This is a genomic window from Faecalibacterium sp. IP-1-18, assembly GCF_023347355.1.
Lineage (GTDB): Bacteria > Bacillota > Clostridia > Oscillospirales > Ruminococcaceae > Faecalibacterium > Faecalibacterium prausnitzii.
Genome location: NZ_CP094472.1, coordinates 710,854 through 735,642, shown reverse-complemented (window position 1 = coordinate 735,642; position 24,789 = coordinate 710,854). Strand labels below are relative to the sequence as shown.

At 51.5% G+C, this 24,789-nt stretch carries 22 protein-coding genes and 1 tRNA gene; 18 read left to right on the top strand and 5 right to left on the bottom strand.

From position 1 onward, the window contains the following. Positions 1–6: 6 nt before the first annotated feature. From MTP43_RS03460 to MTP43_RS03420, 9 genes are all read left to right on the top strand, one after another. Entirely contained in the window at positions 7–432 is a 426-nt protein-coding gene (locus tag MTP43_RS03460; protein ID WP_249235083.1) for a PrgI family protein, read from the top strand. Beyond that, entirely contained in the window at positions 359–2,761 is a 2,403-nt protein-coding gene (locus MTP43_RS03455) for a VirB4-like conjugal transfer ATPase, CD1110 family (RefSeq protein WP_249235082.1), read from the top strand. The genes MTP43_RS03460 and MTP43_RS03455 overlap by 74 nt, the downstream gene beginning before the upstream one ends. Beyond that, positions 2,758–3,654: a DNA cytosine methyltransferase gene (locus MTP43_RS03450; RefSeq protein WP_249235081.1), complete on the top strand. Its 897-nt coding sequence runs from the start codon at positions 2,758–2,760 to the stop codon at positions 3,652–3,654. Before MTP43_RS03455 ends, MTP43_RS03450 begins: the two co-directional genes overlap by 4 nt. Continuing rightward, complete coding sequence (locus MTP43_RS03445) at positions 3,651–5,636, top strand: C40 family peptidase (protein WP_249235080.1); 1,986 nt, start codon at positions 3,651–3,653, stop codon at positions 5,634–5,636. The genes MTP43_RS03450 and MTP43_RS03445 overlap by 4 nt, the downstream gene beginning before the upstream one ends. A gap of 18 nt (positions 5,637–5,654) precedes the next feature. After that, positions 5,655–5,906: a DUF4315 family protein gene (locus MTP43_RS03440; RefSeq protein WP_097777297.1), complete on the top strand. Its 252-nt coding sequence runs from the start codon at positions 5,655–5,657 to the stop codon at positions 5,904–5,906. Further along, positions 5,896–6,618, top strand: a complete 723-nt coding sequence (locus tag MTP43_RS03435) for a DUF4366 domain-containing protein (protein WP_249235079.1) — start codon at positions 5,896–5,898, stop codon at positions 6,616–6,618. The genes MTP43_RS03440 and MTP43_RS03435 overlap by 11 nt, the downstream gene beginning before the upstream one ends. Continuing rightward, entirely contained in the window at positions 6,615–8,732 is a 2,118-nt protein-coding gene (locus MTP43_RS03430) for a DNA topoisomerase 3 (RefSeq protein WP_249235078.1), read from the top strand. Before MTP43_RS03435 ends, MTP43_RS03430 begins: the two co-directional genes overlap by 4 nt. Before the next feature lie 98 nt (positions 8,733–8,830). Next, a complete protein-coding gene (locus MTP43_RS03425) occupies positions 8,831–12,025 on the top strand; it encodes a YodL domain-containing protein (RefSeq protein ID WP_249235077.1) in 3,195 nt (1,064 codons plus the stop codon). 3 nt (positions 12,026–12,028) lie between these two features. Then, on the top strand, positions 12,029–12,229 hold the full coding sequence (locus MTP43_RS03420; RefSeq protein ID WP_227623102.1) for a transposon-transfer assisting family protein: 201 nt from the start codon (positions 12,029–12,031) through the stop codon (positions 12,227–12,229). Positions 12,230–12,345: 116 nt separating this feature from the next. On the opposite strand, the gene MTP43_RS03415 is transcribed toward MTP43_RS03420, so the two are convergent. The 4 genes from MTP43_RS03415 to MTP43_RS03400 all read right to left on the bottom strand — a co-directional run bounded on the left by MTP43_RS03415 (position 12,346) and on the right by MTP43_RS03400 (position 15,528). Continuing rightward, on the bottom strand, positions 12,346–13,239 hold the full coding sequence (locus MTP43_RS03415; RefSeq protein WP_005938463.1) for a BRO-N domain-containing protein: 894 nt from the start codon (positions 13,237–13,239) through the stop codon (positions 12,346–12,348). Positions 13,240–13,350: 111 nt separating this feature from the next. Further along, positions 13,351–14,679 carry a relaxase/mobilization nuclease domain-containing protein gene (locus tag MTP43_RS03410; protein ID WP_249235076.1) on the bottom strand — a complete coding sequence of 443 codons (1,329 nt, stop codon included), beginning with the start codon at positions 14,677–14,679 and terminating at the stop codon, positions 13,351–13,353. Continuing rightward, positions 14,640–14,969, bottom strand: a complete 330-nt coding sequence (locus tag MTP43_RS03405) for a plasmid mobilization protein (RefSeq protein WP_078784933.1) — start codon at positions 14,967–14,969, stop codon at positions 14,640–14,642. Before MTP43_RS03405 ends, MTP43_RS03410 begins: the two co-directional genes overlap by 40 nt. A gap of 190 nt (positions 14,970–15,159) precedes the next feature. Continuing rightward, positions 15,160–15,528 carry a helix-turn-helix transcriptional regulator gene (locus MTP43_RS03400; protein WP_005927725.1) on the bottom strand — a complete coding sequence of 123 codons (369 nt, stop codon included), beginning with the start codon at positions 15,526–15,528 and terminating at the stop codon, positions 15,160–15,162. A 142-nt stretch (positions 15,529–15,670) separates the two neighbouring features. On the opposite strand from MTP43_RS03400, the gene MTP43_RS03395 reads away from it, so the two are divergent. The 9 genes from MTP43_RS03395 to MTP43_RS03355 all read left to right on the top strand — a co-directional run bounded on the left by MTP43_RS03395 (position 15,671) and on the right by MTP43_RS03355 (position 24,485). Further along, positions 15,671–15,874 (top strand): helix-turn-helix domain-containing protein, encoded by a 204-nt coding sequence (locus MTP43_RS03395; RefSeq protein ID WP_078784979.1) that lies wholly within the window; start codon positions 15,671–15,673, stop codon positions 15,872–15,874. Then, the gene (locus MTP43_RS03390) at positions 15,852–16,535 is read left to right on the top strand and encodes a response regulator transcription factor (RefSeq protein WP_249235075.1); all 684 of its coding nucleotides are present in this window, start codon (positions 15,852–15,854) and stop codon (positions 16,533–16,535) included. The genes MTP43_RS03395 and MTP43_RS03390 overlap by 23 nt, the downstream gene beginning before the upstream one ends. A gap of 7 nt (positions 16,536–16,542) precedes the next feature. Then, on the top strand, positions 16,543–17,778 hold the full coding sequence (locus MTP43_RS03385; RefSeq protein ID WP_078784935.1) for a sensor histidine kinase: 1,236 nt from the start codon (positions 16,543–16,545) through the stop codon (positions 17,776–17,778). A gap of 63 nt (positions 17,779–17,841) precedes the next feature. Further along, positions 17,842–18,525 (top strand): ABC transporter ATP-binding protein, encoded by a 684-nt coding sequence (locus MTP43_RS03380; RefSeq protein ID WP_249235074.1) that lies wholly within the window; start codon positions 17,842–17,844, stop codon positions 18,523–18,525. Next, a complete protein-coding gene (locus MTP43_RS03375; RefSeq protein WP_249235073.1) occupies positions 18,522–20,876 on the top strand; it encodes an ABC transporter permease in 2,355 nt (784 codons plus the stop codon). The genes MTP43_RS03380 and MTP43_RS03375 overlap by 4 nt, the downstream gene beginning before the upstream one ends. A gap of 582 nt (positions 20,877–21,458) precedes the next feature. Then, a complete protein-coding gene (locus tag MTP43_RS03370) occupies positions 21,459–21,890 on the top strand; it encodes a sigma-70 family RNA polymerase sigma factor (RefSeq protein ID WP_097771745.1) in 432 nt (143 codons plus the stop codon). Between the two features lie 6 nt (positions 21,891–21,896). Continuing rightward, positions 21,897–22,142, top strand: coding sequence for a helix-turn-helix domain-containing protein (locus MTP43_RS03365; protein WP_078784939.1), 246 nt, complete (start codon positions 21,897–21,899; stop codon positions 22,140–22,142). Between the two features lie 355 nt (positions 22,143–22,497). Continuing rightward, positions 22,498–22,677 carry a hypothetical protein gene (locus tag MTP43_RS03360; RefSeq protein ID WP_158403747.1) on the top strand — a complete coding sequence of 60 codons (180 nt, stop codon included), beginning with the start codon at positions 22,498–22,500 and terminating at the stop codon, positions 22,675–22,677. Between the two features lie 98 nt (positions 22,678–22,775). Beyond that, positions 22,776–24,485: a recombinase family protein gene (locus MTP43_RS03355; RefSeq protein ID WP_249235072.1), complete on the top strand. Its 1,710-nt coding sequence runs from the start codon at positions 22,776–22,778 to the stop codon at positions 24,483–24,485. 57 nt (positions 24,486–24,542) lie between these two features. Here the strand turns inward: MTP43_RS03355 and MTP43_RS03350 are convergent. Continuing rightward, positions 24,543–24,629 (bottom strand) — tRNA-Leu (locus MTP43_RS03350). Positions 24,630–24,789 lie beyond the last annotated feature (160 nt).

Sequence of the window (24,789 nt, the reverse complement as noted above, 5' to 3'; positions counted from 1 at the left end):
GTTTGAATGGCGTATGTGACCGTTCCCAAAGATTTGACCCATGTAAAATCCAAAGTCTTATTCGGGCTGACCAAGCGGCAGCTGATCTGCTTCGGCGGTGCGCTTTTAACGGGCGGACCGCTTTATTTTTTGGCCCGGAACTATCTTTCCAACAGTGCAGCGGCCCTGCTGATGATTTTTGCCATGCTGCCGGGGCTGCTGTTCGCTCTGTTCGAGCGGCACGGCCAGCCCCTTGAAGTGGTGATTCAGCAAATGATTCAGTGCTGCTTTATCCGTCCCAAGGAAAGGCCCTATCAGACCAACAATGCTTACGCCGCCCTTGTGCGGCAATACCAAATGGAACAGGAGGTAAAGGCCATTGTCCAGAAAAACGATACCCCGCGAAACCGAAAAGCCCAAAAAGCTCACCCGCGCCCAGAAAAAAGAAATTGATGCCGTTCTCCGCAAGTACAAGGGTGACGGCAAGCCCCGCACGGCACAGGCCACCATCCCGTATGAGGCCATCTACCCGGACGGTGTGTGCCGCATTGACCGACGCACGTTCTCCAAGTGCATTGCCTTTGAGGACATCAGCTATCAGCTGGCCCAGCCGGAAACGAGGACCGCCATCTTTGAACACCTGTGCGACCTGTACAACTATGTGGATGCCTCCATCCATGTGCAGCTTTCGTTTCTCAATCGCAAGGTTGACCCGGTGCAGTACGCAAAAAGTTTTGAGATCGCACCGCAGGGGGATGATTTTGACGACATCCGCGCCGAGTACACCGCCATCCTGCAAAAGCAGCTTGCCAGCGGAAACAACGGCATTGTCAAAACCAAGTACCTGACCTTCACCATCGAGGCAGACAATCTAAAAACCGCACGGGCGCGGCTGACCCGCATTGGTCTTGACCTGCTGGGCTATTTCAAGACCATGGGCTGCGTGGCGCACGTCATGGACGGACAGGCGCGTTTGGAGGTGCTGCACGGCATCTTCCACCCGGACGGGGAACCGTTCCGTTTTGACTGGGACTGGCTGGCGCCCTCCGGCCTGTCCACTAAGGATTTTGTGGCCCCGTCCTCCCTCTGCTTCGGCACGGCCAAGACTTTTGGACTGGGCGGCAAATATGGAGCTGTGAGCTTTTTACAAATCCTTGCGCCGGAACTTTCGGATGAAATGCTGGCCGATTTTCTCAAAACGGAAAGCGGCATTCTCGTCAATCTCCATGTGCAGGCCATCGACCAGACCGAGGCCATCAAAACCATCAAGCGGAAGATCACAGACCTTGACGCCATGAAGATTCAGGAGCAGAAAAAGGCTGTCCGTTCCGGGTACGACATGGACATCCTGCCCAGCGACCTTGCCACTTACGGCGAGGACGCCAAAAAGCTGCTGAACAAATTGCAGACCCGGAACGAACGGCTTTTCATGCTGACCTTTCTTGTGCTGAATGTGGCCGACACCAAGCAAAAGCTGGGCAACGATGTGTTCCAAGCCGCAGGTGTGGCACAGAAGTATAACTGCTCGCTTGTCCGGCTGGACTACCAGCAGGAACAGGGCCTTGTGTCCAGCCTGCCGCTGGGCATCAACCAGATAAAGATTCAGCGCAGCCTTACCACCTCCAACGTGGCGGTGTTCGTGCCCTTTGTGACGCAGGAGCTTTTCCAGAGCGGCGCGGCCATGTACTACGGCATCAACGCAAAATCCCACAACATGATCATGCTGGACCGCAAGCAGGCCCGGTGTCCCAACGGCCTAAAGCTGGGTACGCCCGGCAGCGGCAAATCCATGAGCTGCAAGTCTGAAATCGTCAGTGTGTTTTTAACGACTGCTGACGATATTTTTATTTCAGACCCAGAAGCCGAGTATTATCCGCTGGTCAAGCGGCTGCATGGGCAGGTCATCAAACTTTCGCCCACCAGCAAGGACTATGTGAATCCTCTGGACATCAACCTCAACTACTCCGAGGATGATAGTCCGCTTGCCCTGAAATCGGATTTTGTGCTGTCGTTCTGTGAGCTGGTCATGGGCGGCAAAACAGGTCTGGAAGCGATTGAACGCACCGTGATAGACCGTGCCGTGAAAGCCATCTACCGCCCCTATCTGGCGAATCCCTGCCCGGAGAATATGCCGATTTTGTCTGACCTCCACCAAGCCCTGCTCGACCAGCACTTGCCGGAAGCGGACCGGGTAGCGCAGGCATTAGACCTGTATGTGTCCGGCTCGCTGAATGTGTTTAATCACAAAACGAATGTGGACATCCACAACCGACTTGTGGCCTTTGACATCAAAGAGTTAGGAAAACAGTTAAAAAAACTGGGGATGCTCATTATCCAAGACCAGATATGGGGCCGCGTCACCCAGAACCGCAGCCAAGGCCGGGCTACATGGTATTTTGCAGACGAGTTCCACCTCTTGCTGAAAGAGGAACAGACCGCCGCATACAGTGCCGAGATTTGGAAACGCTTCCGCAAATGGGGCGGTGTGCCCACGGGCGCCACCCAGAATGTGAAGGACCTTCTTTCTTCCCCGGAGATTGAGAACATTCTGGAAAACAGCGACTTCATCACGCTGCTGAATCAGGCATCCGGCGACCGCAAAATCCTTTCGGAACGGCTGAACCTCTCCGCAGACCAGCAGAAGTACATCGACAATTCCGAACCGGGCGAAGGACTGCTGATTTTTGAAAATGTGGTGCTGCCGTTCTCAAACCCTATCCCGAATAACACCCAGCTTTACAAAATTATGACCACCCGGCTCAGCGAGGTGGTGGAGCTATGAGCCTAACGCATTTCAGCTTGTTTTCCGGCATCGGCGGCATCGACCTTGCCGCAGAAGCAGCGGGTTTTACTTCGGTCTGCCAATGCGAGTGGGCGGCCTTTCCCGCCGCTGTGCTGGCAAGCCACTGGCCGGAGGTGCCCCGCTTTCAGGACATCACCACCGTGACAAAGGAGGCTTTCTTTGAAAAAACAGGACTTCACACCGTCACCCTCATTTCAGGCGGCTTCCCGTGCCAGCCGTTCTCCACCGCAGGGAGGCAGCGCGGCTTCCACGATGAACGCTACCTCTGGCCCGAAATGCTGCGGGTTATCCGGGAATTGCAGCCCCGTTGGGTGCTTGGAGAAAATGTTGCTGGCTTCCTCCGTATGGGGCTCGACAAAACGCTCATTGACTTGGAGCAGGCAGGTTACGATGTTCGGGTTTTCGTATTACCTGCTGCTGCCGTTGGCGCGTGGCACGAACGGAAACGGGTATTCATCATCGGCTCCGCTGCTTCCCACACCCCTTGCCAGCGACACCGGGGATGTGGGCAAGGGGTTGGACATCCAAATCTCTGCGAACGGCAGCTATCGCAAGATGAACAAGGATGGCAAAGCATGGACGGCGCGGCTTTCCCATGTGGTCTACCGCATGACCCCCACCACGCTGGAAAGGCCCTACCTCAACCCGGACTGGGTAGAGTGGCTGATGGGTTTCCCGCGCAAATGGACGGACATTCCCTTTGGGCAGAAGAACCCGCCGACATCCCGCGCCTGACCGAGGATGTGCCGAACCGCAGCAAGCGGATGAAAACGCTGGGCAATGCAGTTTCGCCGCCGCAGGTGTTCCCGATTCTCAAATACATTGCGGACATTGAAACAAGCTGCTGCCCGATGGGAGGTGAAGAACCTTGAAAGAATTGCAGGCGAAAGCCAAAGTCACCCAGACCATGACCCGTGACGGTCTGGTGGTAGAAAATCAGGCGGACGGCACTGTGGAGAACGTTTCCAGCCGGGAGGCGGAACAGGATTATTCTACGGATTCCGAGGGCAAGGCCGAAAAAATTCTGGAGCGGGCCGAGGACATCAAGGACGGGCATGAAAATAAAAAGAAAGCGAAAAAGGCGGCAGAAACCGCAGCCACCGCCGAAAGTGAAGATGGTCTGCACCGTTCCGCTGCCCGTTTGGAATTGACCGAGGAAGAACGGGCAGACCCGGCGTTGCAGCCGTTTATTCAAAAAGCGGAAGCGAAAGCCGACAAGCTGGATGCGGCCCGCGCTGCTCTGCCGAAAAAGCGCGTCCCGGTCAAGGGAAAAGTCTACGATGCTGTCAGCGGCAAGGCAAAATCCACCCTGCGTTTTGAGCAGCAGGACAAAGGCCCACCTAGCCTGAAACCAAACCCGGCCAGCCGCCCGCTATCGGAAGCATTGCTGTTCGCTCACGGAAAAATCCATGAAGTCGAACACGAAAATGTGGGTGTGGAGGGTGGCCACAAGGGTGAAGAACTGGTGGAGCATCAGACCGCCAAAGCCATCCGCAGCGGCATCCGGCACCACAAGATGAAACCCTACAAGGCCGTGGAAAGGGCAGAGCGTCAGCTCATGTCTGCCAATGCAGAATACTTTTACCAGAAATCTTTGCGGGACAATCCGCAGATCGCGCAGTCCGCCAGCAACCCCATTTCCCGGATGTGGCAGAAACGGCGTATCAAACAGCAGTATGCCAAAGCTGCACGGCAGGCCGGACAAGCCGCCGCGCAGGGTGCAGCCGCCACCGCAGAGAACGGTTTCCGGGTAACGAAGCTGGCGGCCGAGGGCGGCGAACGGGTAGCCGAATTTGCGGCCCGGAACTGGAAAACCATTCTGATCGTGGCGGTGTTCGGTCTGCTGGCTCTGCTCTTGATAACGGGTTTGCAGTCCTGCACCGTGATGGCGGGCACCGCTGGAACCGGCGTGACGGCATCTTCTTATTTTTCCAAGGACAAGGATATGCTGGGTGCAGAGAAGGCTTATGCCAAGCTGGAACAAAAGCTGCAACGGTATCTCGACACCTACGAGGCCACCCACAACTATGACGAGTATCATTTTTATCTGGATGAAATCGAGCATGACCCCTATGTGCTGATCTCGATTTTGTCTGCGCTGCAGGACGGCGTGTTCACGCTGGCCGAGGTGCAAAGCGAGATCGAAATGCTCTTTGAAAAGCAGTACATCCTGACCGAGACCGTGACCATGCAGATACGTTACCGTACAAAAATGATGGTCATTATTGGCCCGTATGGTGTGCCGCAAGTTATCACCTACCAAGAACCGTATGAATACTACATCTGCACGGTCAAGCTGAAGAACAAGGATTTATCTCATCTGCCCGTGGAAGTGCTGACCGAAGAACAACTCAGTGCTTATTCGCTCTATATGCGCACGCTGGGCAACCGGCCGGATTTGTTCGGGCAGGCACAGTACCCCAATGCGTCCACCATCAAGCAGCCTACCTACTACGATATTCCACCGGAATCCCTCAAAGATGATAAGTTTGCCGCCATGATGGAGGAAGCCACGAAGTACATCGGCTACCCGTATGTGTGGGGCGGCAGTTCACCCAGTACCAGCTTTGATTGCAGCGGCTACATTTCGTGGGTTCTGAATCACTCCGGCTGGAACGTGGGCCGTCAGACCGCACAGGGCCTTTACAACCTCTGTACTCCTGTTTCGACGGCGCAGGTCAAACCGGGCGACCTTGTGTTTTTCAAGGGAACCTACGATACCCCCGGCGTGAGCCATTGCGGTATCTATGTAGGCAATTCCATCATGCTGCACTGCGGCGACCCGATCTCTTACACAAACCTCAACTCAAAATATTGGAAGGAACATTTTTACAGCTATGGGCGTTTACCGTGACGCCAGAAAGGATTTTGTATGGCAAAAAGACTTTCCCGCATTGAGCGCGATATTGAACGGCTCAAAGAAAAAATCTCTGAATACCAGCAGCAGTTGAAAGAACTGGAAGCTGCAAAGACCGAACAGGAAAATTTGCAGATTATTCAGTTGGTGCGCAGCATGAACATGAAGCCGGACGAGTTTGCGGCCTTCCTGCGCAGCGGTGCGCTGAACGCTGCCCCCACCGTCACCCCGTACCACAAACAGGAGGATGCCGCTGATGAAACCTGATTGGAACCGCCGTTTTGCAGCCGGGCTGCTGGCTATCCTGCTCTGCCTCTGCTCCTTTTCCATGCCCGCTTTTGCAAGCGGCTCTGACCCTGCCCCGGAACCTCTGCCGGAGATTATCGAAGAAGAACCCACCACGGGCGGCATGGAGCCGGAGGGCGTGTCCATCACGCCCAAAGGCAACGCAACACTGGTGGATGATTTTTACGGCGACAAGCAGCTTATCACCGTGACCACCAAGGCCGGGAATTATTTTTACATCCTGATTGACCGCGCCAACGAGGACAAGGAAACTTCTGTCCACTTTCTGAACCAAGTGGACGATGCCGACTTGCTGGCTCTGCTGGATGAAGAACCGCAGACCGCCGAGGTCTGCACCTGCACGGTGAAATGTGAGGCCGGAAACGTCAACGAAAACTGCCCCTTGTGTGAAAAGAGCCTGCGCAACTGCACGGCCCCGGAAGCGGTGAAAACCGACACCGAAACGCCGCAGGAAAAGCCCAAGTCCAACATGGGCAGTCTGATGATCCTGCTGGTGCTGGCTCTGGCGGGCGGCGGCGCGGCCCTCTATTATTTCAAGTTCCGCAAGCCCAAGGCCGATACCACCGGGCACGATGATCTGGACGAATACGATTTTGGCGAGGACGAGGATGCAGACGAGGAACCGGCTGAAATCGAGATTCATTCGGAGGACGGACAGGAGGACGAAACATGAGCTTTCAGCTGGTGATCGCCGAAAAACCCAGTGTGGCCCGCAGCATTGCCGCCGTGATCGGGGCCACTGAAAAGCAAACCGGCTATTGGCAGGGCGGTGGTTATTTGGTCAGCTGGTGCATCGGGCATCTGGTGTCCTTTGCCGAGGCGGGCCAGTACGATGAAAAATACTGCAAGTGGAAGTATGAAGATTTGCCCATCCTGCCCCAGCCGTGGCAGTTCATCGTGCCGGACGAAAAGAAACAGCAGTTTGAAATTGTGCGCTCTCTGCTCAACCGCCCGGATGTGGACAGTGTGACCGCCGCAACCGACGCAGGCCGGGAGGGAGAACTTATCTTCCGCTTTGTCTACCAAATGGCCGGCTGCACGAAACCTGTGAAGCGGCTCTGGGTTTCCAGCATGGAGGATGCCGCCATCCGGGAGGGCTTTGCAAACCTGCGCCCGGATTCGGATTACGATGCGCTGTACCAATCGGCCCTCTGCCGTGCAAAAGCAGATTGGCTGGTGGGCATCAATGCAACGCGACTGTTTTCGGTGCTGTATCACAAAACCCTGACGGTAGGCCGGGTGCAGACCCCGACACTGAAAATGTTGGTGGACCGGGACGCAAAAATCCTGCGCTTCCAGAAAGAAAAGTATTACACGGTCGGCATCCATTCCGGCAGCCTGAAAGCAGACAGTGGGTGCATTGCGGATGCAGAAACCGCAAATTCTCTCAAAGAAAAATGCACGAGTGCAGTTGCCGTCTGTACTTCTGTCAAACGGGAGAAAAAGACAGAACAGCCGCCCAAGCTCTATGACCTGACCACCTTGCAGCGGGAGGCAAACCGCCTGTTCGGTTTCACGGCAAAGCAGACCCTTGATTATGCCCAGCAACTTTACGAAAAGAAACTGCTGACCTATCCCCGCACCGACAGCCAATATCTGACCGAGGATATGGGCCAGACAGCACAACATCTTGTGTCTGACCTGCTGGGGCTGCTGCCCTTTGCCCAAGGGCTTGGCTTGACCCCGGAAGTGGGCCGGATTCTGAACAGCAAAAAGGTATCGGACCACCACGCCATCATCCCCACGTCCGAATTTGTAAAGCAGGGTTTCACTGGTCTTGCTGAGAGTGAATGCAAGCTGATGAACCTTGTCTGCTCCAAGCTGCTCTGCGCCGTGGCTGCGCCCCATGAGTACGAAACTGTGACTGCTGTGTTCTCCTGCGCCGGGAACGAGTTCACCGCCAAGGGAAAGACGGTGCTTGTTCCCGGTTGGAAAGAAATCGACCAGCGGTTCCGCTCCAACCTGAAAGCAGATACCGAGGAAGAAGTGCTGAACACCCTGCCGGAACTGGCCGAGGGACAGAGTTTTTCCGTGATGGCTAACGTTTCGGAACACTTCACGTCCCCGCCGAAAGCCTACACTGAAGATACGCTCCTGTCGGCAATGGAGCGGGCCGGGGCCGAAGATATGCCGGAGGACAAGGTGAATTGCTCCGCAGGAGCAAGAGAGGGTGGCCTGGGCCAAGCGGAACGCAAGGGGCTGGGCACACCCGCCACCCGTGCCGCGATTCTGGAAAAGCTGGTGCAAATGGGCTTTGTGCAGCGCAAGGGCAAACAGCTTATCCCCACCAAGGACGGCATCAATCTGGCGGTGGTTCTGCCGGAAAGCCTGACCTCTCCCGTCCTGACCGCTGAATGGGAAAATCGCCTGACCGAGATTGCCAAGGGCAATGCAGACCCGGACGATTTCATGGCCGAAATTGAGGCGCAGGTGCGCCAGTTGGTCGAGACCTATTCCTGCATCAGTGCGGACAAGCAAAACCTGTTCCAGCCGGAACGGGTTATCATCGGCAAGTGTCCCCGGTGTGGTGAAAACGTCTACGAGGGCAAGAAAAACTTCTACTGCGGAAATCGTGGCTGTCAGTTCGTAATGTGGAAGAATGACCGCTTCTTTGAGCAGCGGAAAAAGGCGTTCACCCCGAAGATCGCCGCCGCTTTGCTCAAAAACGGTAAGGCAAAGGTAAAGGGCCTCTACTCCGAGAAAACAGGCAAAACCTATGATGCAACGGTGCTTCTGGCAGATACGGGAGGCAAGTACGTCAATTACCGGGTAGAGCGCAAAGAGTAAGGCAAAAATACGAGGGCCGGTTATGGTAAGGTGAAGCATTCATTTTGCCATAACCGGTTCTCTCTATCCGTAGGATAGCAAAAAAGGAGTGTGACCAAATGAGCGAATTATTTTCCATCCAGCTGCAAAATCGGCAGCAGCAAAGCAGGGATGGCGTCTGGCTGGACCTGCCCACTACAACCGAACAGGTACAAGCGGCCCTGCGGCAAATCGGCATTTCGTCCGATAATCCGCAGGGCCTTTTCATTTCCGGCTATTTTGCCGAGGAAGAAAAGCGTTTTGCAATTCCTTATAACATGGTGCTGGCATCCAATGTGGACGAACTGAACTTTCTGGCATCACGACTGGAAACACTCTCTACCGGGGAACGCGCAGAACTGAACGCCGCCTTGCAAGCCCCGCAGAGTGAGCTTTTCAGCATCGGGAGAATCACCGACTTTCCCGAAAACGTGGACTACTATGTGTATCTGCCGGATGTGCACGGGCCTGCCCAGCTAGGAGATTACTACCTGAATCGCTCCGGCATGGTGGATATGCCGGAAGAATGGAAAGGCGGCATCGACACGGCACAGTTTGGCCGGTATGTGGCTCAGCAGGAACAGGGTGCGTTCACCCAGTACGGCTACCTTGTCAAAAGCGGGGACGAGTGGCAGAAAGTCCACGAGGGCCAGCCCGTGCCGGAGGAATACCGGGTGCTGTCCTTTCCCGCGCCGGAAGTTCTGCGGGATGCGGCCAACATCCCGCCGCCTGTTCAGCCTGAAACGGAACCGCAGAAAGTTATCCCCATCATCCTGAACGGCAAAGACAGCGCGGAACGGATGAAAGAAATTACGGACCGGCTGGAAACAGGGATTCAAGAGCTGTTCGACAGTGACCGCTACAAAGCCTACCTTACTACGATGGCGAAGTTCCACAATTACAGCTTCAACAACACTTTGCTGATCGCCATGCAGGGCGGGCAGCTGGTGGCGGGTTTCAACAAGTGGAAAGATACATTCCACCGCACCGTGAAAAAGGGCGAAAAGGGCATCAAGATTCTTGCTCCCGCGCCCTACAAGGTCAAGCAGAAGATGGAAAAGCTGGACGAACAGGGCAAGCCGATTCTGGATAAGGACGGCAAGCCGCTGACGGAAGAAAAGACGGTGCAGATTCCGGCCTTTAAGGTGGTGTCCGTGTTCGATGTCAGCCAGACCGAGGGCGAACCGCTGCCATCTATCGCAGTGGATGAACTGTCCGGCAGCGTGCAGGACTACCAAGATTTTTTCAAGGCATTGGAGCAGTCATCCCCGGTGCCCATCGGGTTTGAGGACATCGAGGGCGGGGCGCACGGCTACTTTCATCTGCTCGACAACCGCATTGCCATCCAAGAGGGCATGAGCCAGTTACAGACCATCAAGACAGCCATCCATGAGATCGCCCATGCAAAGCTGCACACCATCGACCCGAACACCCCGGAACAGAGCAACCACCCGGACAGCCGCACCCGCGAGGTGCAGGCCGAAAGCGTGGCCTATGCCGTCTGCCAGCACTACGGGCTGGACACGTCCGAGTATTCCTTTGGCTATGTGGCCGGGTGGAGTTCGGGCCGGGAACTGGCCGAACTGAAAGCCTCTCTGGAAATTATCCGAAGTGCGGCCCATGAGCTGATCTCCGCATTGGACGAACATCTGGCAGAACTGCGCCAGCAGCGGGAAGCAGACCTTTCCGCTGTACAGGAAGCCGCATTTGCACTGGACAACGGCAGTACCCTGTTCATCCAGACCTGCGATTCCGGCTATGACTACACCCTGTATGGCCCGGACAACAAGGCTCTGGATGGCGGGCAGCTGGACGCACCCGGTCTAACCCTGCCGGATGCCGGGCAGGAAGCACTTAATCTGCTGGGGCAGACAGCTGCAGTGTCGGAAGTCCTGTTGGGCGACAAGCTGGCGGCGTTCCAAGAGGCGGCGGAAAAGGCCAACGAAATTCCCGCACCCGTTAAAATTCCAGACCCCGCCGCAGAACCTACGGTCACAATTCTGTGGAGCGAAAGCGACAAGCTGCAGGACGGCGAAACCATGCCGCTGCCCGTGGCGAATCGCGTCTTTGAAGAACTGGACACCGCCCAGCACACGGACCGGGAAAAGGACGGCTACACGGGCGGCTGGTACGACAAGACCGCATTCCGTATTGATTTTACCCTGAACGGCCAGCCCGACAACTACGAGGGATGGCAGGATTTTGGTGACGGGGATGGCTCCCTGATTCAGCACATTCAGAGTTACCACGAATACTACGCTAAAGATGAAAACTGGAAGAATTTTGTTCTGCACAACAAAGGCCCGGAAGCGTGGGAGCAGGACAAGGCAGAGCGCGAAATGGTGCTGACCGAGTTTATCCCGTACCTCAAACAACATTGCAATCTTTCGGCCATGGAGCAGACGGCCACCACCGCTTTGCAGGAGGGGCAGAACGCTTCGCCGGAACAGACTGCCTATTACAACGCTATTATTTCCTATGTACAGGACTGCCGCCCGCTGCTCAACCAAGGCCAGTATGACTTGCCGGAACCGCCCAAGCTGGCCGACTTCGACCAGAGCTTGCAGAACTACAAGGCGCAGGTGCAGGCCGAGATCGCGCAGGAAGCGGCGACTGCCGGAATGACCGTAGAGGAATACGCAGCGGCAGGTTTTGAGGCACCACAGCAGGACAGCTTTTCCATCTACCAGCTGCGCAATGAAGATTCCACCCGCGATTACCGTTTTGAGCCCTACGACCGCCTGCAAGCCGCTGGCCGGACCGTGGACAAGTCCAACTATACGGAAGTGTACACCGCGCCGCTGGCTGCTGGTACCACCTTGGAGGACATCTACCGCACGTTCAATGTGGACCATCCGGCAGACTTCAAGGGACATTCACTGTCCGTTTCGGATGTAGTGGTGCTGCACCAGAACGGGCAGGACACCGCCCACTACTGCGACAGTGTGGGCTTCCAGCAGGTGCCGGAGTTCTTACGGGAAAATCCGCTGCGCACCGCAGAACTTTCCACGGAACAAAACGAAAATATGATTGATTGTGTGTTGAACAATGCACCATCTCTGGGCGAATTGGAGGCAAAAGCAAAAGCCGAAGAACAAATTTCTCTGACGGACCTTGCCGCCGCAGTCAAGGCCGAGGAAAAGGCACCGAAAACCAAGAAGTCCCGCGCCGCAAAACCGAAAAAGCCGTCCATCCGAACACAGCTGGATGCCGCAAAAAAGGAGCAGAGCAAGCAAACGCAGCCACGGGAAAAGACAAAGGAATTGGAGGTCTGACACATGAATTTCAGTGTAGAAGAAGAAAATTTGATCTGTATGTACCATACTTCCGACCGCCGCCGCACGATGGCACGGATGATGGCTGTCCTGCCGGATATGGACACAGAAATGCGGCAACTGGCAAACAGCACAATTGCAAAATTGGAACAAATGACCGATGCTGACTTTGACGGACAGAGATTCGATTTTACGGGTGAATAATACCGCCAGCTCGACAATGGCACATTATTTTCAGTGAAAGTAATGTGCCATTGTCAACACAGAAATAGCCGGACACGGTGGCCTTGTGGCTGCTGTGTCCGGCTATTTTTCATGTATCAGTCTTTATCTTTTTTCTCGGTGGGATTTTCCGGCAGTTCGGCGGCATCTTCTACAATGTCGGTCACAAGCTGCTGGAAGTCAAACGCATTCTTTTCTGTGATAACAGGCTTGCCGGTTTCCGCTTCAAGAGCCTGCCGCGCAATGCCGGCCACCTTGCCGCCGCGTTTGGCAACCTGCTTGTTTTCTTCAAAGGTCTGTGGCTTTGCAGTTTTGGAAATATCCGTGGTGGAGGCTTCCGCCAGCATGGTCAGCACAAGTTCCAAATCAGTCATATTGTCCCGGAGATTTTCTTTCGTCAGACCTTTCAGCCGCTTGTACTGCCCTGTGGTCATGCCAGACCATGCGCGGGAGATTTCATCGGTCAGGATAGCATACTCCTTGCCCTTTTGTACTCCGCGCTTCTTCCATTCATCCGTCAGTTCGTTGCGGATGCGGATTGCCAAAAGCCGCTGGTGAATCCATTCTTCGGAGTAGCCTTTTTTCAAATAGGTATCAAGTGCGCGGTCGATGGCCTGTTCCGGGTCGATGGTTTCCTCGATGCGTTCCTTGCCCACCATTGCCAGCCATGCCTTGAACGGCTCAGCTTTCGGAGATGGGATTGACTGGATGATGCGCAGGAGCTGTTCAGTGTTAGCGACATCCGTTTTGCGCTTTTTGCCGTCAGGAGCGGTCATTTTCAAACCATTACAATTTGTAATGGTTTCATTTCCTTCGTCTTTAAGACGCTTTTTTAGAACGCGCCAATAGTTCTGTGGGTCTGCGCTGTCAGTCAGAACAGCAATCACATCAACGATGGCAAAATACCATTCTTCCTTTTCTGCATCCCATGCAGTACGAATTTTCTGATCTTCAAAAAGCTGGATAGAGCTGTTATCGTTCACTTCTGCCATAGAGGGTCCCTCGCTTTCGTTGTCTAAGTCTATTTTACATGATTTCGGGTGGAAACGCCACCCGGTCTAAGCATTTGGGGTTCAAAAATCCGACCAATATTTTGTGCAAATTTACCGCTCCTGCATCTGCTCCTTTCCCGGCGTTGTCCGCAGGATGCCGTCCACATTTTGCTTGATAATGTCATATTCCTGCATCTGGCGTTTGGCATCATTGTACTGCCGCTGCATCTGGTCTTTCTGCTCGACCAATAGCTTATACTCGACTTTCAGGGCGTAGAGATCGGGCAGCTTTTGAAAACCCTGCTCTTTCAGGGCCTTGGCCGCTGCTTCATAGAGAATCAGAGTGCCTTCATGCTTACGTCGGAACTGCTTTTTGTCAGCGGCCCGCTGATACTCCTGCACCAACGGGCGCAGCTCCTTACAGGTAGTAACATCCTTTATCAGCATGGCTATTTCTGCAAGCCGGCGTTCGGCCGCTTTCAGCGCGGCGGCAGCTTCGGTGCTGGCGGCGGTGATCTCGGCCACCCGGCTTTCCAAATCCGGGTAGCTGTCGATTTCATGCTCTGTCAGGAAGTTCAGCGTCCGGGCAGCCTGTTTCAAGTTGTGGAGCTTTGCCCACTTCTCGTACCCTGCGTACTGCTGGGCCTTGATGCTATTCTCCAAATCAATCCGCAGCGAAATTTTGCGTTTTTCTTTGGGCTTCCGCTCCGCAAACCGCCCTTTGATGCGCTCGGTGATAGCTTCCTCGGTGTAGGCTTCGCCCAGCGTTTTGCAGCGGGTGAACCGTTCCTGTCCGGGCGCACGGAACGACACATACTTGCCCCTCTTGACCTCGTAGCCCTGCTCCTGCAGGAGCCGCAGAAAATCGTCAAAATCCTTGGCCTGCGGGATGGTGGTATCTATGACAGCTTTCAGCTTCGCCTTCCAGCTCGTGCCTTTTCGGTGCGCGTCCCACTCGGCATAGCTTTTGCCCCTGTCTTGGCCGGGCATTACCACGGACAGGCCGTGTTCCTTGCACAGCCGGTCGCTGGTGCGCCGGATGTAGGCATAACTCTGTCGGTTGGAAACATACTTTCGTTGGTTCACCATGTCCACGGCACAAAAGATGACGTGGTTATGGACGTGCCCCTTGTCAATGTGCGTGGTCAGCACATACGGGTATTTGCCTTGCAGGACTTCATCTGCAAGCTGCCGGCCAATCTCGTGGGCCTGCTCCGGCGTGGTTTCGCCCGGCGCAAAAGACTGTATCAGGTGGTGGGCCAGATTGTTGCCTTTCTGCATGGCTTGTGATAGCAGCAGTTCAAATTCGATGTCGGCGATTTCATAGGAGCAGGCAAAGGAGGACACCAGCATTTTTTCATCCGTCTTGGCTGGATTCTCGATGTAGTCCAGTGCCTTTTTCAGCGTTGACTTGATAGGATGTATCTTTGTAACTGCCATATCTGTGCCAGCGCTCCTTTGATGTCCGCAACATCTTGTGTGTACAGCGGCCCCATGCTGTTCAGCCGCCGTGCGATCTGATTGACGTTGACACCAATCTTCTGCAATTCGGCGGTCTGCGCCCGGATGTCGGTGGTGTCGATGTGGACAACATAACCATCTATCAGCATCTTCCGGGCGTAGGCAGAAAAATTCCGTGTGTTCAGCAGAGCCATCTTCTGCCGGATAAGTTCCTGTTCCTCCGGCGTCACGGGAACACGCAGAACAATTTTTCGGGTTCGATTCGTCATAGTTTCACCTCGTTTCTTGGGGGTCTGGGGTACTCCCCAGCAAGCATTTTTGCCGGGAGTGGCTACACTCCCTATGCTTGCTACGTTACCTTTCCCCACTACTATGACACCGCAACACCCCCGTTTTGCCCGCAAAATGCAAAAAAATAAGAGGATGCTTTTGCATCCTCTCAATGACCGTGCATGACAATCAGACACACACGGGCTCTTTTTCCTGTTCATGGATTCGTAAGGCACCGTCAATGGCACCTTCTACGATGGGCAAGTATTCTTCCGGGCAAAGCTGCAGCTTGTGGCTGACCCGCTGACGTTCCGCACTTTCTTCCCGCATGAGTTCCGGGTTGAAGTACCGCTCCACGGGCAGACCACATATTTTTATCAGCTGAATCACCACCGGCAGGCTGGGCAGCGTGCCTTCGTTTTCGATGTTCGCAAGATACCGGCTGTCACAATGTATCATGTCAGCCAGCGCACTGCGGGAAAGCTGTTTTGCCTTTCGTGCTGCTTTGACATCCGCTCCGAACGTTTCAAAGCCGGGACAGTCCTCGATTTTCGCCATTCTGCATCACCCATATACATTTTATAGTTCATGGACGATTGGCGAAATGATGCAAACTGCATATATGCTAAACTTTATTGTTCATACTTTGTGCATTGTATTCTTCGAGCAAGCGAAATATAATAGAACTTGGAGGTGTGCTATGGATTACATGACTTTGAAAGAGACCGCCGAAAAGTGGAACGTAACACCTCGGCAAGTCAACTACCTGTGTTCAGCTGGACGCATTCCCGGTGCGGTAAAAATGGCCAGCGTTTGGCTGGTGCCAAAAAATGCTGATAAGCCGGTGGATGGCCGGACGAAACAGGGAAAGGAATTGAAAAATGCAGAAGATACTTTACGTTGAAGATGATTTAAGCCTGATTGATGGTTTGAAGTACACGCTGGAAAACAGCGGGTATTTTGTGGATAATGCCCGAACGGCAAGTGAGGCTTTGGCACGATTCAAGCAAGACACTTACGATTTATTATTGCTGGATGTTACACTTCCAGATGGAACCGGGTTTGATGTCTGCAAGGAAGTGCGTGCCATTTCAACCATTCCTATTATATTTCTGACGGCATCCGATCAGGAAATCAGCATTGTAAGAGGGCTTGATATAGGCGCGGATGACTATATCACAAAGCCGTTTAAGTTAAACGAATTGCTTTCTCGAATCAAAGCCATCCTCCGCCGTTCTCTGCAATTCTCCAAGGCGGCCGCTGTTTTGGAAGCAAACGGAATACGCATTGACACAGCAGAACGGCGCGTCTGGAAAAATGGAAAATCGCTTGACCTGCCATTGGTCGAGTATAAATTACTGTGCCTGTTCCTGCAAAATCCAAACCACCTTTTGTCCCGTGAACTTATTCTTGATAGAATGTGGGACGGGAATGGAAACTTTGTGGATGATAACACCTTGTCCGTCTATATCCGCAGGCTGCGGAACAAAATTGAGGACACCCCCAATCAGCCCAAGTTCCTATTGACGGAACGCGGAATTGGTTATAAGTGGGTCGTTGTGTGAGGAAAATATGGGAAAGTTCGGAAAAGAAACAAAGATTCTGCTGCTGGCCATTACCACAATCTGTGTAATTTCATTTTTATTGGCGACCGGAATTTCTTTTTTCTTAGCAAAAGGCTTTCAGCAGGAATTGTTGCTCCATGACTATGGCGTTTCCGGCTATCAGCTGAATCATACGGAAAAATTGCTGATTTCGGCATTCACAGCACAGCCCAACGAAAGTGATATTGCGCGTGGAAAAAATGCTTTAGCTTCCATTGGGTACAGCAGCGCAACTTCGATGCAGCTTTTGCCCATGGTTCAGAACTATCGCAATCAAACCATGTGGTGTCTGTTTTTGCTGTTGCTGTTCTCGTTTGGTACAATTTATTTTGCGCTATTTCTTTATCTGAACCGCCAGCATAAAGCAATCCGTGAAGCCGAGGGCAAAATCCGAGAATTTTTGGACGGAAATACAATGTCCCGAATTGAGTGCGCACAGGCTGGTGATTGGTACAGTTTGTTCCACAGCGTAAATGAAATGGCGGCTATTCTCTCGGCTCATGCAGAAAGTCAAAAACAGACGAAAGAGTTCTTACAATCCATCATTTCGGATGTGTCCCATCAAATCAAAACACCGCTGGCCGCATTAAAAATGTACCACGAAATCATTATCAGCCATAAAGAAGATTCTGAAACTGTGCAGAGTTTTTCCGAAAAATCGCAACGGGAAATCAAGCGGATGGAAGATGTTATCTATACTCTGCTGAAACTGGCACGGCTGGATGCCGGCATTATCCAGATGGAGAAAAACGAGGAAAACCTTTCCGTTCTTATGCAGGATGTGATGGAACGCTTTGAAACATGGGCCGAACAAGACCATAAAGAAATCGTTCTATCCGGCGGAAGCGATGTCACACTTGCTTGTGATGCGCTATGGATGTCGGAAGCCTTCGGAAATATCATTAAAAATGCGCTGGAACATACACGGCCGGGTGGTCACATTTCCGTGCAGTGGGCACGATCGCCGCTCATGACGCAAATTGTTATCTCGGATGATGGAATCGGCATTCATCAAGAGGACCTCTATAATATTTTCAAACGGTTTTACCGCAGCCGCTTTTCATCGGATGTCCATGGAGTAGGATTGGGGCTGCCGTTGGCAAAGTCCATTGTTGAGGCGCACGGAGGAACCATTTCTGTAAACAGCACGCTCGGCGCAGGAACCACTTTCACACTCAATTTTTTCAATCTTACAAAGGAGTAAGGCAGCGGTCATACGGAAGTAAGCCAAGGAAGCTATGCTAGGCTGCATAAGGAGGCATGAAATATGAACATTCTTGAAGTACAAAACTTATGCAAAACCTATGGCAAAGGGGAAGCTGCCGTTCAAGCTCTGCGCGATGTGACATTTTCTGTTCACAAAGGAGAATTTGTTGCGATTGTCGGTGAGTCCGGCTCCGGCAAAAGTACGCTGCTGAATGTTGTGGGGGCTTTGGATACCCCCACGGCGGGAAAAGTTTTGATTGATGGAAAAGATATTTTTTCTATGCCTGAAAAGAAACTGACTGTATTTCGTCGGCAGCATATTGGCTTTATCTTTCAGTCCTTCAACCTTATTCCTGAACTGAATGTAGAGCAGAACATCACTTTCCCGCTTCTGTTGGACTATAAGAAGCCAGATCAGAAATTTGTAAACGAACTGCTGCAAGTGCTGGGGCTGACCGAGCGCAGAAATCACTTGCCCAGCCAGCTTTCAGGTGGTCAGCAGCAACGAGTCGCGATTGGCCGGGCACTGGTTACCCACCCGGCTCTGATTATGGCCGATGAACCGACAGGAAACCTTGACAGCAAAAACAGTCAGGAGGTGATTGCTCTCCTGCAATCCATGTCGCAGAAATACCAGCAGACGATTTTAATGATTACCCATAATGAAAATCAAGCTGGGGCGGCTGATCGTGTTTTCCGTATGTCAGATGGGGTTCTGAAAGATTTGGGGGTGGCGTTACGGTGAAAAGCTATCTTGATCTGGTTCCTCAATATGAAAAAGTACATCGGAAGCAAAGCAAGATGTCCCGCATCTGTATCATTCTTGCCGTCTTTTTGGTGGCTGTTATGTTTGGGCTTGCAGATATGTACTTGCAGGGCATTACCCAAAAAGTGATGCAAGAAAATGGAGACTGGCATTATCAGATTACTTCCATTGATACCAAAACCTCTGATCTTATTGCGGCTCGGCCCGAAGTAGAAGTTTCTGGCTGGCATAGTACAATTTCCGCCGACGCAGGATATTCTATCAGCGGACAACCTATCGCAATTAGCGGGTTGGACGAAGATGTTTTTGGTGAAATTTATTTGGCTTCATTAGCAGAGGGGAAATATCCCAATGCAGCCAATGAAATTGCGGTGTCTTCTGTATTGAAAGAAAGCAATGATCTTGACTTAGGAAGCGTAATTGATTTGACCTGTCCTGACGGAAGCACTGTGAGTTTTTCTATTGTTGGTTTTTTTGATAATCCTGAAAAAGCAAGACTGATCGTCGGAAGCGAACAAAGTGTAATATTAGCACAAGAGGGATTTACCACTTTTATATCTGCTTCTAATAGCCCTGCTTCTGAAAAATATATTATTCAGCTTTCACAGCATTGCGATATGTCAAGTACAATCGAAAAGATAAAATCGCAATATTCCTTATCCGACGGGCAAATTGAAGCAAATATGAACCTGCTGAATATTGAGGGGCAGTTAGCAGGAAAAACAGGTGTAAACCAGATTTATTCAATCGCGCTTATCCTTTCAATCATTGTTATGCTGACGTGTATTTTAATGATTTCAAGTACCTTGAACAGTAATGTCACACAACGTACAGAGTTTTTTGGTATGCTTCGGTGTTTGGGGGCTACTAAAAAACAAATTATGAATTTTGTTCGGCTTGAGGGATTATACTGGTGCAAGACAGCCATTCCAGCAGGTGTAGCATTATCTATTGTTGTGGTTTGGGTAACATCTGCTGCTATGCGTAAAATCAGCCCGCAATGGTTTGCGTATATGCCAACATGGGGAATTAGTTGGATCAGTATTGCAGTAAGCGTATTGTTAGGACTTCTGACAGTGCTATTAGCGGCCCGTACTCCTGCAAAAAAGGCAGCAAAATCTTCCCCGTTAGAGGCTGTTTCAGGCAATGCACAACAAACAACTATGTTTCGTAAGGCTGCAAATACGAGCTTTTTTAAGATTGAAACCGCTATGGGCGTCCATCATGCCAAATCAAATAAGAAGAACTATATCCTAATGACAGGTGCATTTGCAATTTGCATTGTATTATTTCTTACATTCAGCACGCTTGTAAATTTTATGCAAAATGCTTTTATGCCATCTGAATGGACACCAGAACTATCAATCGTTAGCGAAACAAATACTTGTTCCATTGACAGCGTTTTGTTAGAAAATATCAAGCAGAATGAAAATGTTAAGCGGGCGTATGGGCGTATGTTTGCCTATGATGTACCTGTAAACATTGACGGAAGTAACCACAAAGCAAATGTTATTTCGTATGAGGCAAATCAATTTAAGTGGTCTGCCGATTATTTGACAGCAGGTTCAATAAGTGTTGTAGAACAAGAAGAAAATCAGGTTTTGGTTGTGAATACTGAAAATACGGATGTTCGAGTTGGAGATGTGATAACTTTATCCATCAACGGCAAGGAACAAGCGGTGACGGTAGCCGGTATTCTGTCTGACAGTCCGTTGGCACGCGAGGAGGGAACGGAAACCATTTTCTGCTCTGAAAAGACCTTTGTTGCATTAACAGGGCAAACAGGATATACAATTATTGACGTCCAGTTTCAAAATGGAGCTTCTATTGAAGATGTGAAAGATATTGAAAATATTTTTACCGATGGTGGGGTGGTATTTACAGAGCAGCTTTCACAAGTTCAACAACAAAGAAACCTGTATTCTGCTTTCGCTGTACTTGTATATGGTTTTCTCTCGATCATTGTTGCGATAACCATTTTTCACATTATGAATACAATTAACATGGGCGTTATCGCAAAAACGAAACAATATGGGACAATGCGGGCAATCGGCATGAGTAATCAGCAACTCATAAAAATGATTGTTGCAGAAGCAATGACATACGCAGTAAGCGGTATAATTTTGGGCTGTATCATTGGACTTCCTATGCACTGGGTTGTTTTTGCAAGTCTCATAACGAATTTCTGGGGTACAGCATGGAGTATTCCTATCTTTCCGCTTGCATTGATAGTTGGTATTGTGTTATTTACTTCTTTTCTTGCGGTACGAAGCCCCGCAAAACGTTTACATGATATGGCAATCGTAGACACCATTAAATCCCAACAATAATCATCATAATGGCTGGTCTGCCACATTTGTAGCAGGCCAGCTTCTTTACCCTTACAAATGAGTAAGATGGATTTCACTTCAAAGTAAGATTGAACCTGTAAAATACACATATAGAACAACCTGCCGCACGACGGCAAAAGAAAAAAAGTCGTCGTGTAGCAGGCATATCCGTGCGTCCATTTTTGACCGGCGGCTTTTGAGAAAATCAAGGTCGCCGGTTCTTTTTGCTTATCAAAGCGTTTCATCGTCCGTATGGCGGCCACTAGGAGGATGCCGCCATGCGCCTGATATTCTATCGAACGCCTAGCTTTGAACTGTCAAAAAAAGCCTTGCTCCCGCACAGGGTCAGCAGGGCTTTTACTATGTACTATACGATGTAGGTACTGCGCGTTTCGTGCTGCCATTATGCCCGGTTGGCCGTTTTCGGTCTGCTGGGCTTTTCTATTGCCGCCTGAAAAGCTGCCTGTTTCAAAAATATTTTTGGAAATTTTCAAAAAAGCGGGCAGAATCGGGTGTTTCAGGTGTCATATTAGCGGAAAGGGAAAAATCCACCCGACATCCCCACGGAAAGGGGGTGAGAAGATGGAAGCTATCCCTCGCAACGATGGCGAACAGTACCGATTCGATGCGTTCTGCAAAGCGGTGCTGCGAAATGAGGCCCGGAACTATCACCGAAATAAGAAACGCCTGCTCGACCGTGAAAAGTCATTCAGCGTTCTTTCGTTGGAAGAACTGGGGCAGCTCACGAGTGTGGACCATTATCCAAGTGAAGAATTTGTATTTTCGTCCTACGGCTGTGATCTGCACATCGACAATGAACTTGTTGCCAATGCGTTTGCCGCCCTGCCGAAGCAAGAACAAAGCATTCTGATTCTGTTTTGCGTTCTGGAACTGGGCGATGGTGAGATTGGCGACCTCATGGGAATGTCCCGAAGTGCTGTACAGCGCCACCGGACAAAAACGCTGAACGAGCTGCAAAAAAAGCTAAAGGCGCACTTGCCGGAGGGAGGTTAGGCGTAAATGAACTCCTATGAACACACGAGCAGAGAGTTTTTACCGCTCTCGGTGATTCGCTCTGCCTGCGCTGGGGACACCGATGCAGTTGAACAGGTTTTGCGACATTACAGAGGTTATATCAACAAGCTCTGTACAGGCATTCTCTATGACAAGCACGGTCAGCCTCATGTGTGCATAGACGAGTACATGAAACGCCATCTGGAAATCAAACTGATTTCTTCTATTGTAACCAAAGCCGAAACGGGCTGACCCTTTCCACGTTTCGGGACAGCACCTTGAAAAATATGCCCGCAGGACAATGGCGGTGCATCATAGGGCAAACGGATACGTTGCTGTCTGTATCGAGCCGGACGGCGGGTGCGCCACGATGCTTTTCTCTGAAAAGTGGAGCGATCACCACCACGCCGCAATGCAAGTGCGGCTGCTTGCGGGCCATGACATACAGACAGGCTGATACTCCCTTACCGTCAAAGTCCGAGCGTTCAGAGCGTCGCAGGCAATGAGTAGGGCTGCATGAGGAATGCAGGGGTGAGATTCCCGTGGGCTGCTGCCAGCAGCCATCCGTTGGCTCATTTTTTGATTTTTAAGAAAGGGGATTTTTACGATGCAAGCGAAAAAGACAAACCCTGAAAAAGCAAAAAATCCAGAGATGCTTACTCTGGATTCGACTTATCGTATTGGCAATCGCTCCTTTATCGTTGAGCCGGTGTTCAAAGAAGAAAGTTCCCAGACCTTAGGAGAAGTTCTTCTCCGGCTGATGAAATCCGAAAGCGAAAAATTATAATGACCTTTCGGGAGGTAGCGGACAGAGAAAGCGGATCGTGTTATAATATAGGTGTACAAGTGAATTTGCTATTCGACTGTCCCAAGAAAGGAGCGAGTATGAAACAGTCGAGTAACAAGAAATCCCGTGAAGCAACCGCTTTTCTCTATGAGCGTCTTTCCCGTGATGATAATTTGGAGGGCGAGAGTTACAGCATCGGCAACCAAAAGAAACTGCTCACCAAAGTTGCAAAGGAAAAAGGCTATACCAATCTGGTTCACTTTCTGGATGATGGCATTTCCGGCGTGACCATGAACCGTCCCGGTTTCGTTGAAATGATGCAGCAGCTCGAACAAGGGAAAGCCTCCGCTGTGTTCGTCAAAGACCTTTCCCGTTTGGGCCGAAACTATATTGAGGTCGGACGGCTGACAGAAGAATTTTTCCCGGACCATGACATCCGACTTGTTGCCGTTTCGGACAACATCGACACGGCCGAGGGAGAAAACGAACTGGCACCCATCCGAAACCTGTTCAATGAGTGGTATGCCCGCGACATCAGCAAGAAACGCCGTATCAGTAATAAAATCAAAGGCAACTCCGGCGAACCGATGGGACTTCCTCCCTATGGGTATATCAAGGACCCGAACAATCCCAAGCATTGGGTCATTGATGAAGAAGCTGCACAAGTTGTCCGGCGCATTTTTGATATGACGTTGGAGGGCTTTGGCACGGAACAGATTGCCACCCAGTTTGAAAAGGAAGGCATCCTGACGCCGCAGGCCTACTGGATTCAGAAAGGCATCGGCCGTCCCGGAAAGACCAAGATGCGCCCCGCCACCAAGTGGAATGGCTCCACGATTACCCATCTTCTGTACCAGCAGGAGTATTGTGGTGATGTTCTGAACTTCAAAACCTACTCCAAGTCCTACAAGAACAAGAAGCGGATTCGTAACGACCCGGAAAATTGGGTAGTGTTCCAAAATGTTCACGAGCCAATTATTGAGCGAGCCGTGTTTGAACAGGTACAGCAGAAACGCGGAAAAATGCGCAAACGCCGTACCAGCAACGGAGAACACAATATGTTCTCTGGCTTGCTTGTCTGCGCAGACTGCGGCTGCAATCTGCATTTCCACTTCAATCAGGGCAACCCGGAAATCAAGTATTTCAACTGCTCCAACTACAAGGGCAACCGTGGCACCTGCCAATCCACCCACTACATCAGGGTAGACTTTCTGGAAGAAGTGGTGCTGGGCGAGATTCGGCGGCTGACCAAGTTTGCCAGCCTCTATGAGGACGACTTTTTGAAGGCTGTTATCGGGCACTCCCAGCAGGCAGACGAAGCCGACCGCAAGCTGAAAGAGAAAGAGTTGAAAGCACTCCTTGCCCGTGATGAAGAACTGGACGGCCTCTTTGAGCGCATCTATGAGGACAATGTTTCCGGCAAGATCTCTGATGAACGCTTTTCCAGAATGTCCCGGAGATATGAGGACGAGCAAAAGGAGCTGACCGAGAAAATCAAACAGCTCCGCTCCGAAATCGAAAAGCAGAGCAGCCGCACTATGACAACGGATATGTTCATCAGTCTGGTTCGCAAGTACACCAGAGCAAAAAAGCTGACACCCCGGATGCTGAATGAACTGGTGGAAAAAATCGAAGTGTTCGATGCAGAAAAGGTCAACGGCGTGTGGGAGCAGCGGCTCCGCATTCACTACAACTGCGTGGGCACCATCGAGATTCCAAGCGCACTTCCTTTACCGACACCCGATGTATCGGTGAATACAAGAAAAGGCGTAGTTGTGAACTACGCCCCCTGTGATGTCGCTATTTAGCAAATAAAAAAATGACGAATGTTCTTTGACAGCTAAATGCTGTAAGAACATTCGTCATGGTGCGGATAAGAGGACTTGAACCTCCACCGAGTTGCCCCGATTAGAACCTGAATCTAACGCGTCTGCCAATTCCGCCATATCCGCATATTCTGTTGTGTTCCTGCGCCGTGGCGCCGGGAACGATAGTTATTATACCAGATGCAGCAGAATTGTCAAGCACTTTTTTGAAAAACTTTTCATCTTTTTGGAAAGGATCATACTTTCGCATTTTTTGCAGACAGCGCGGCTGCGCTGTGCAGGCGTT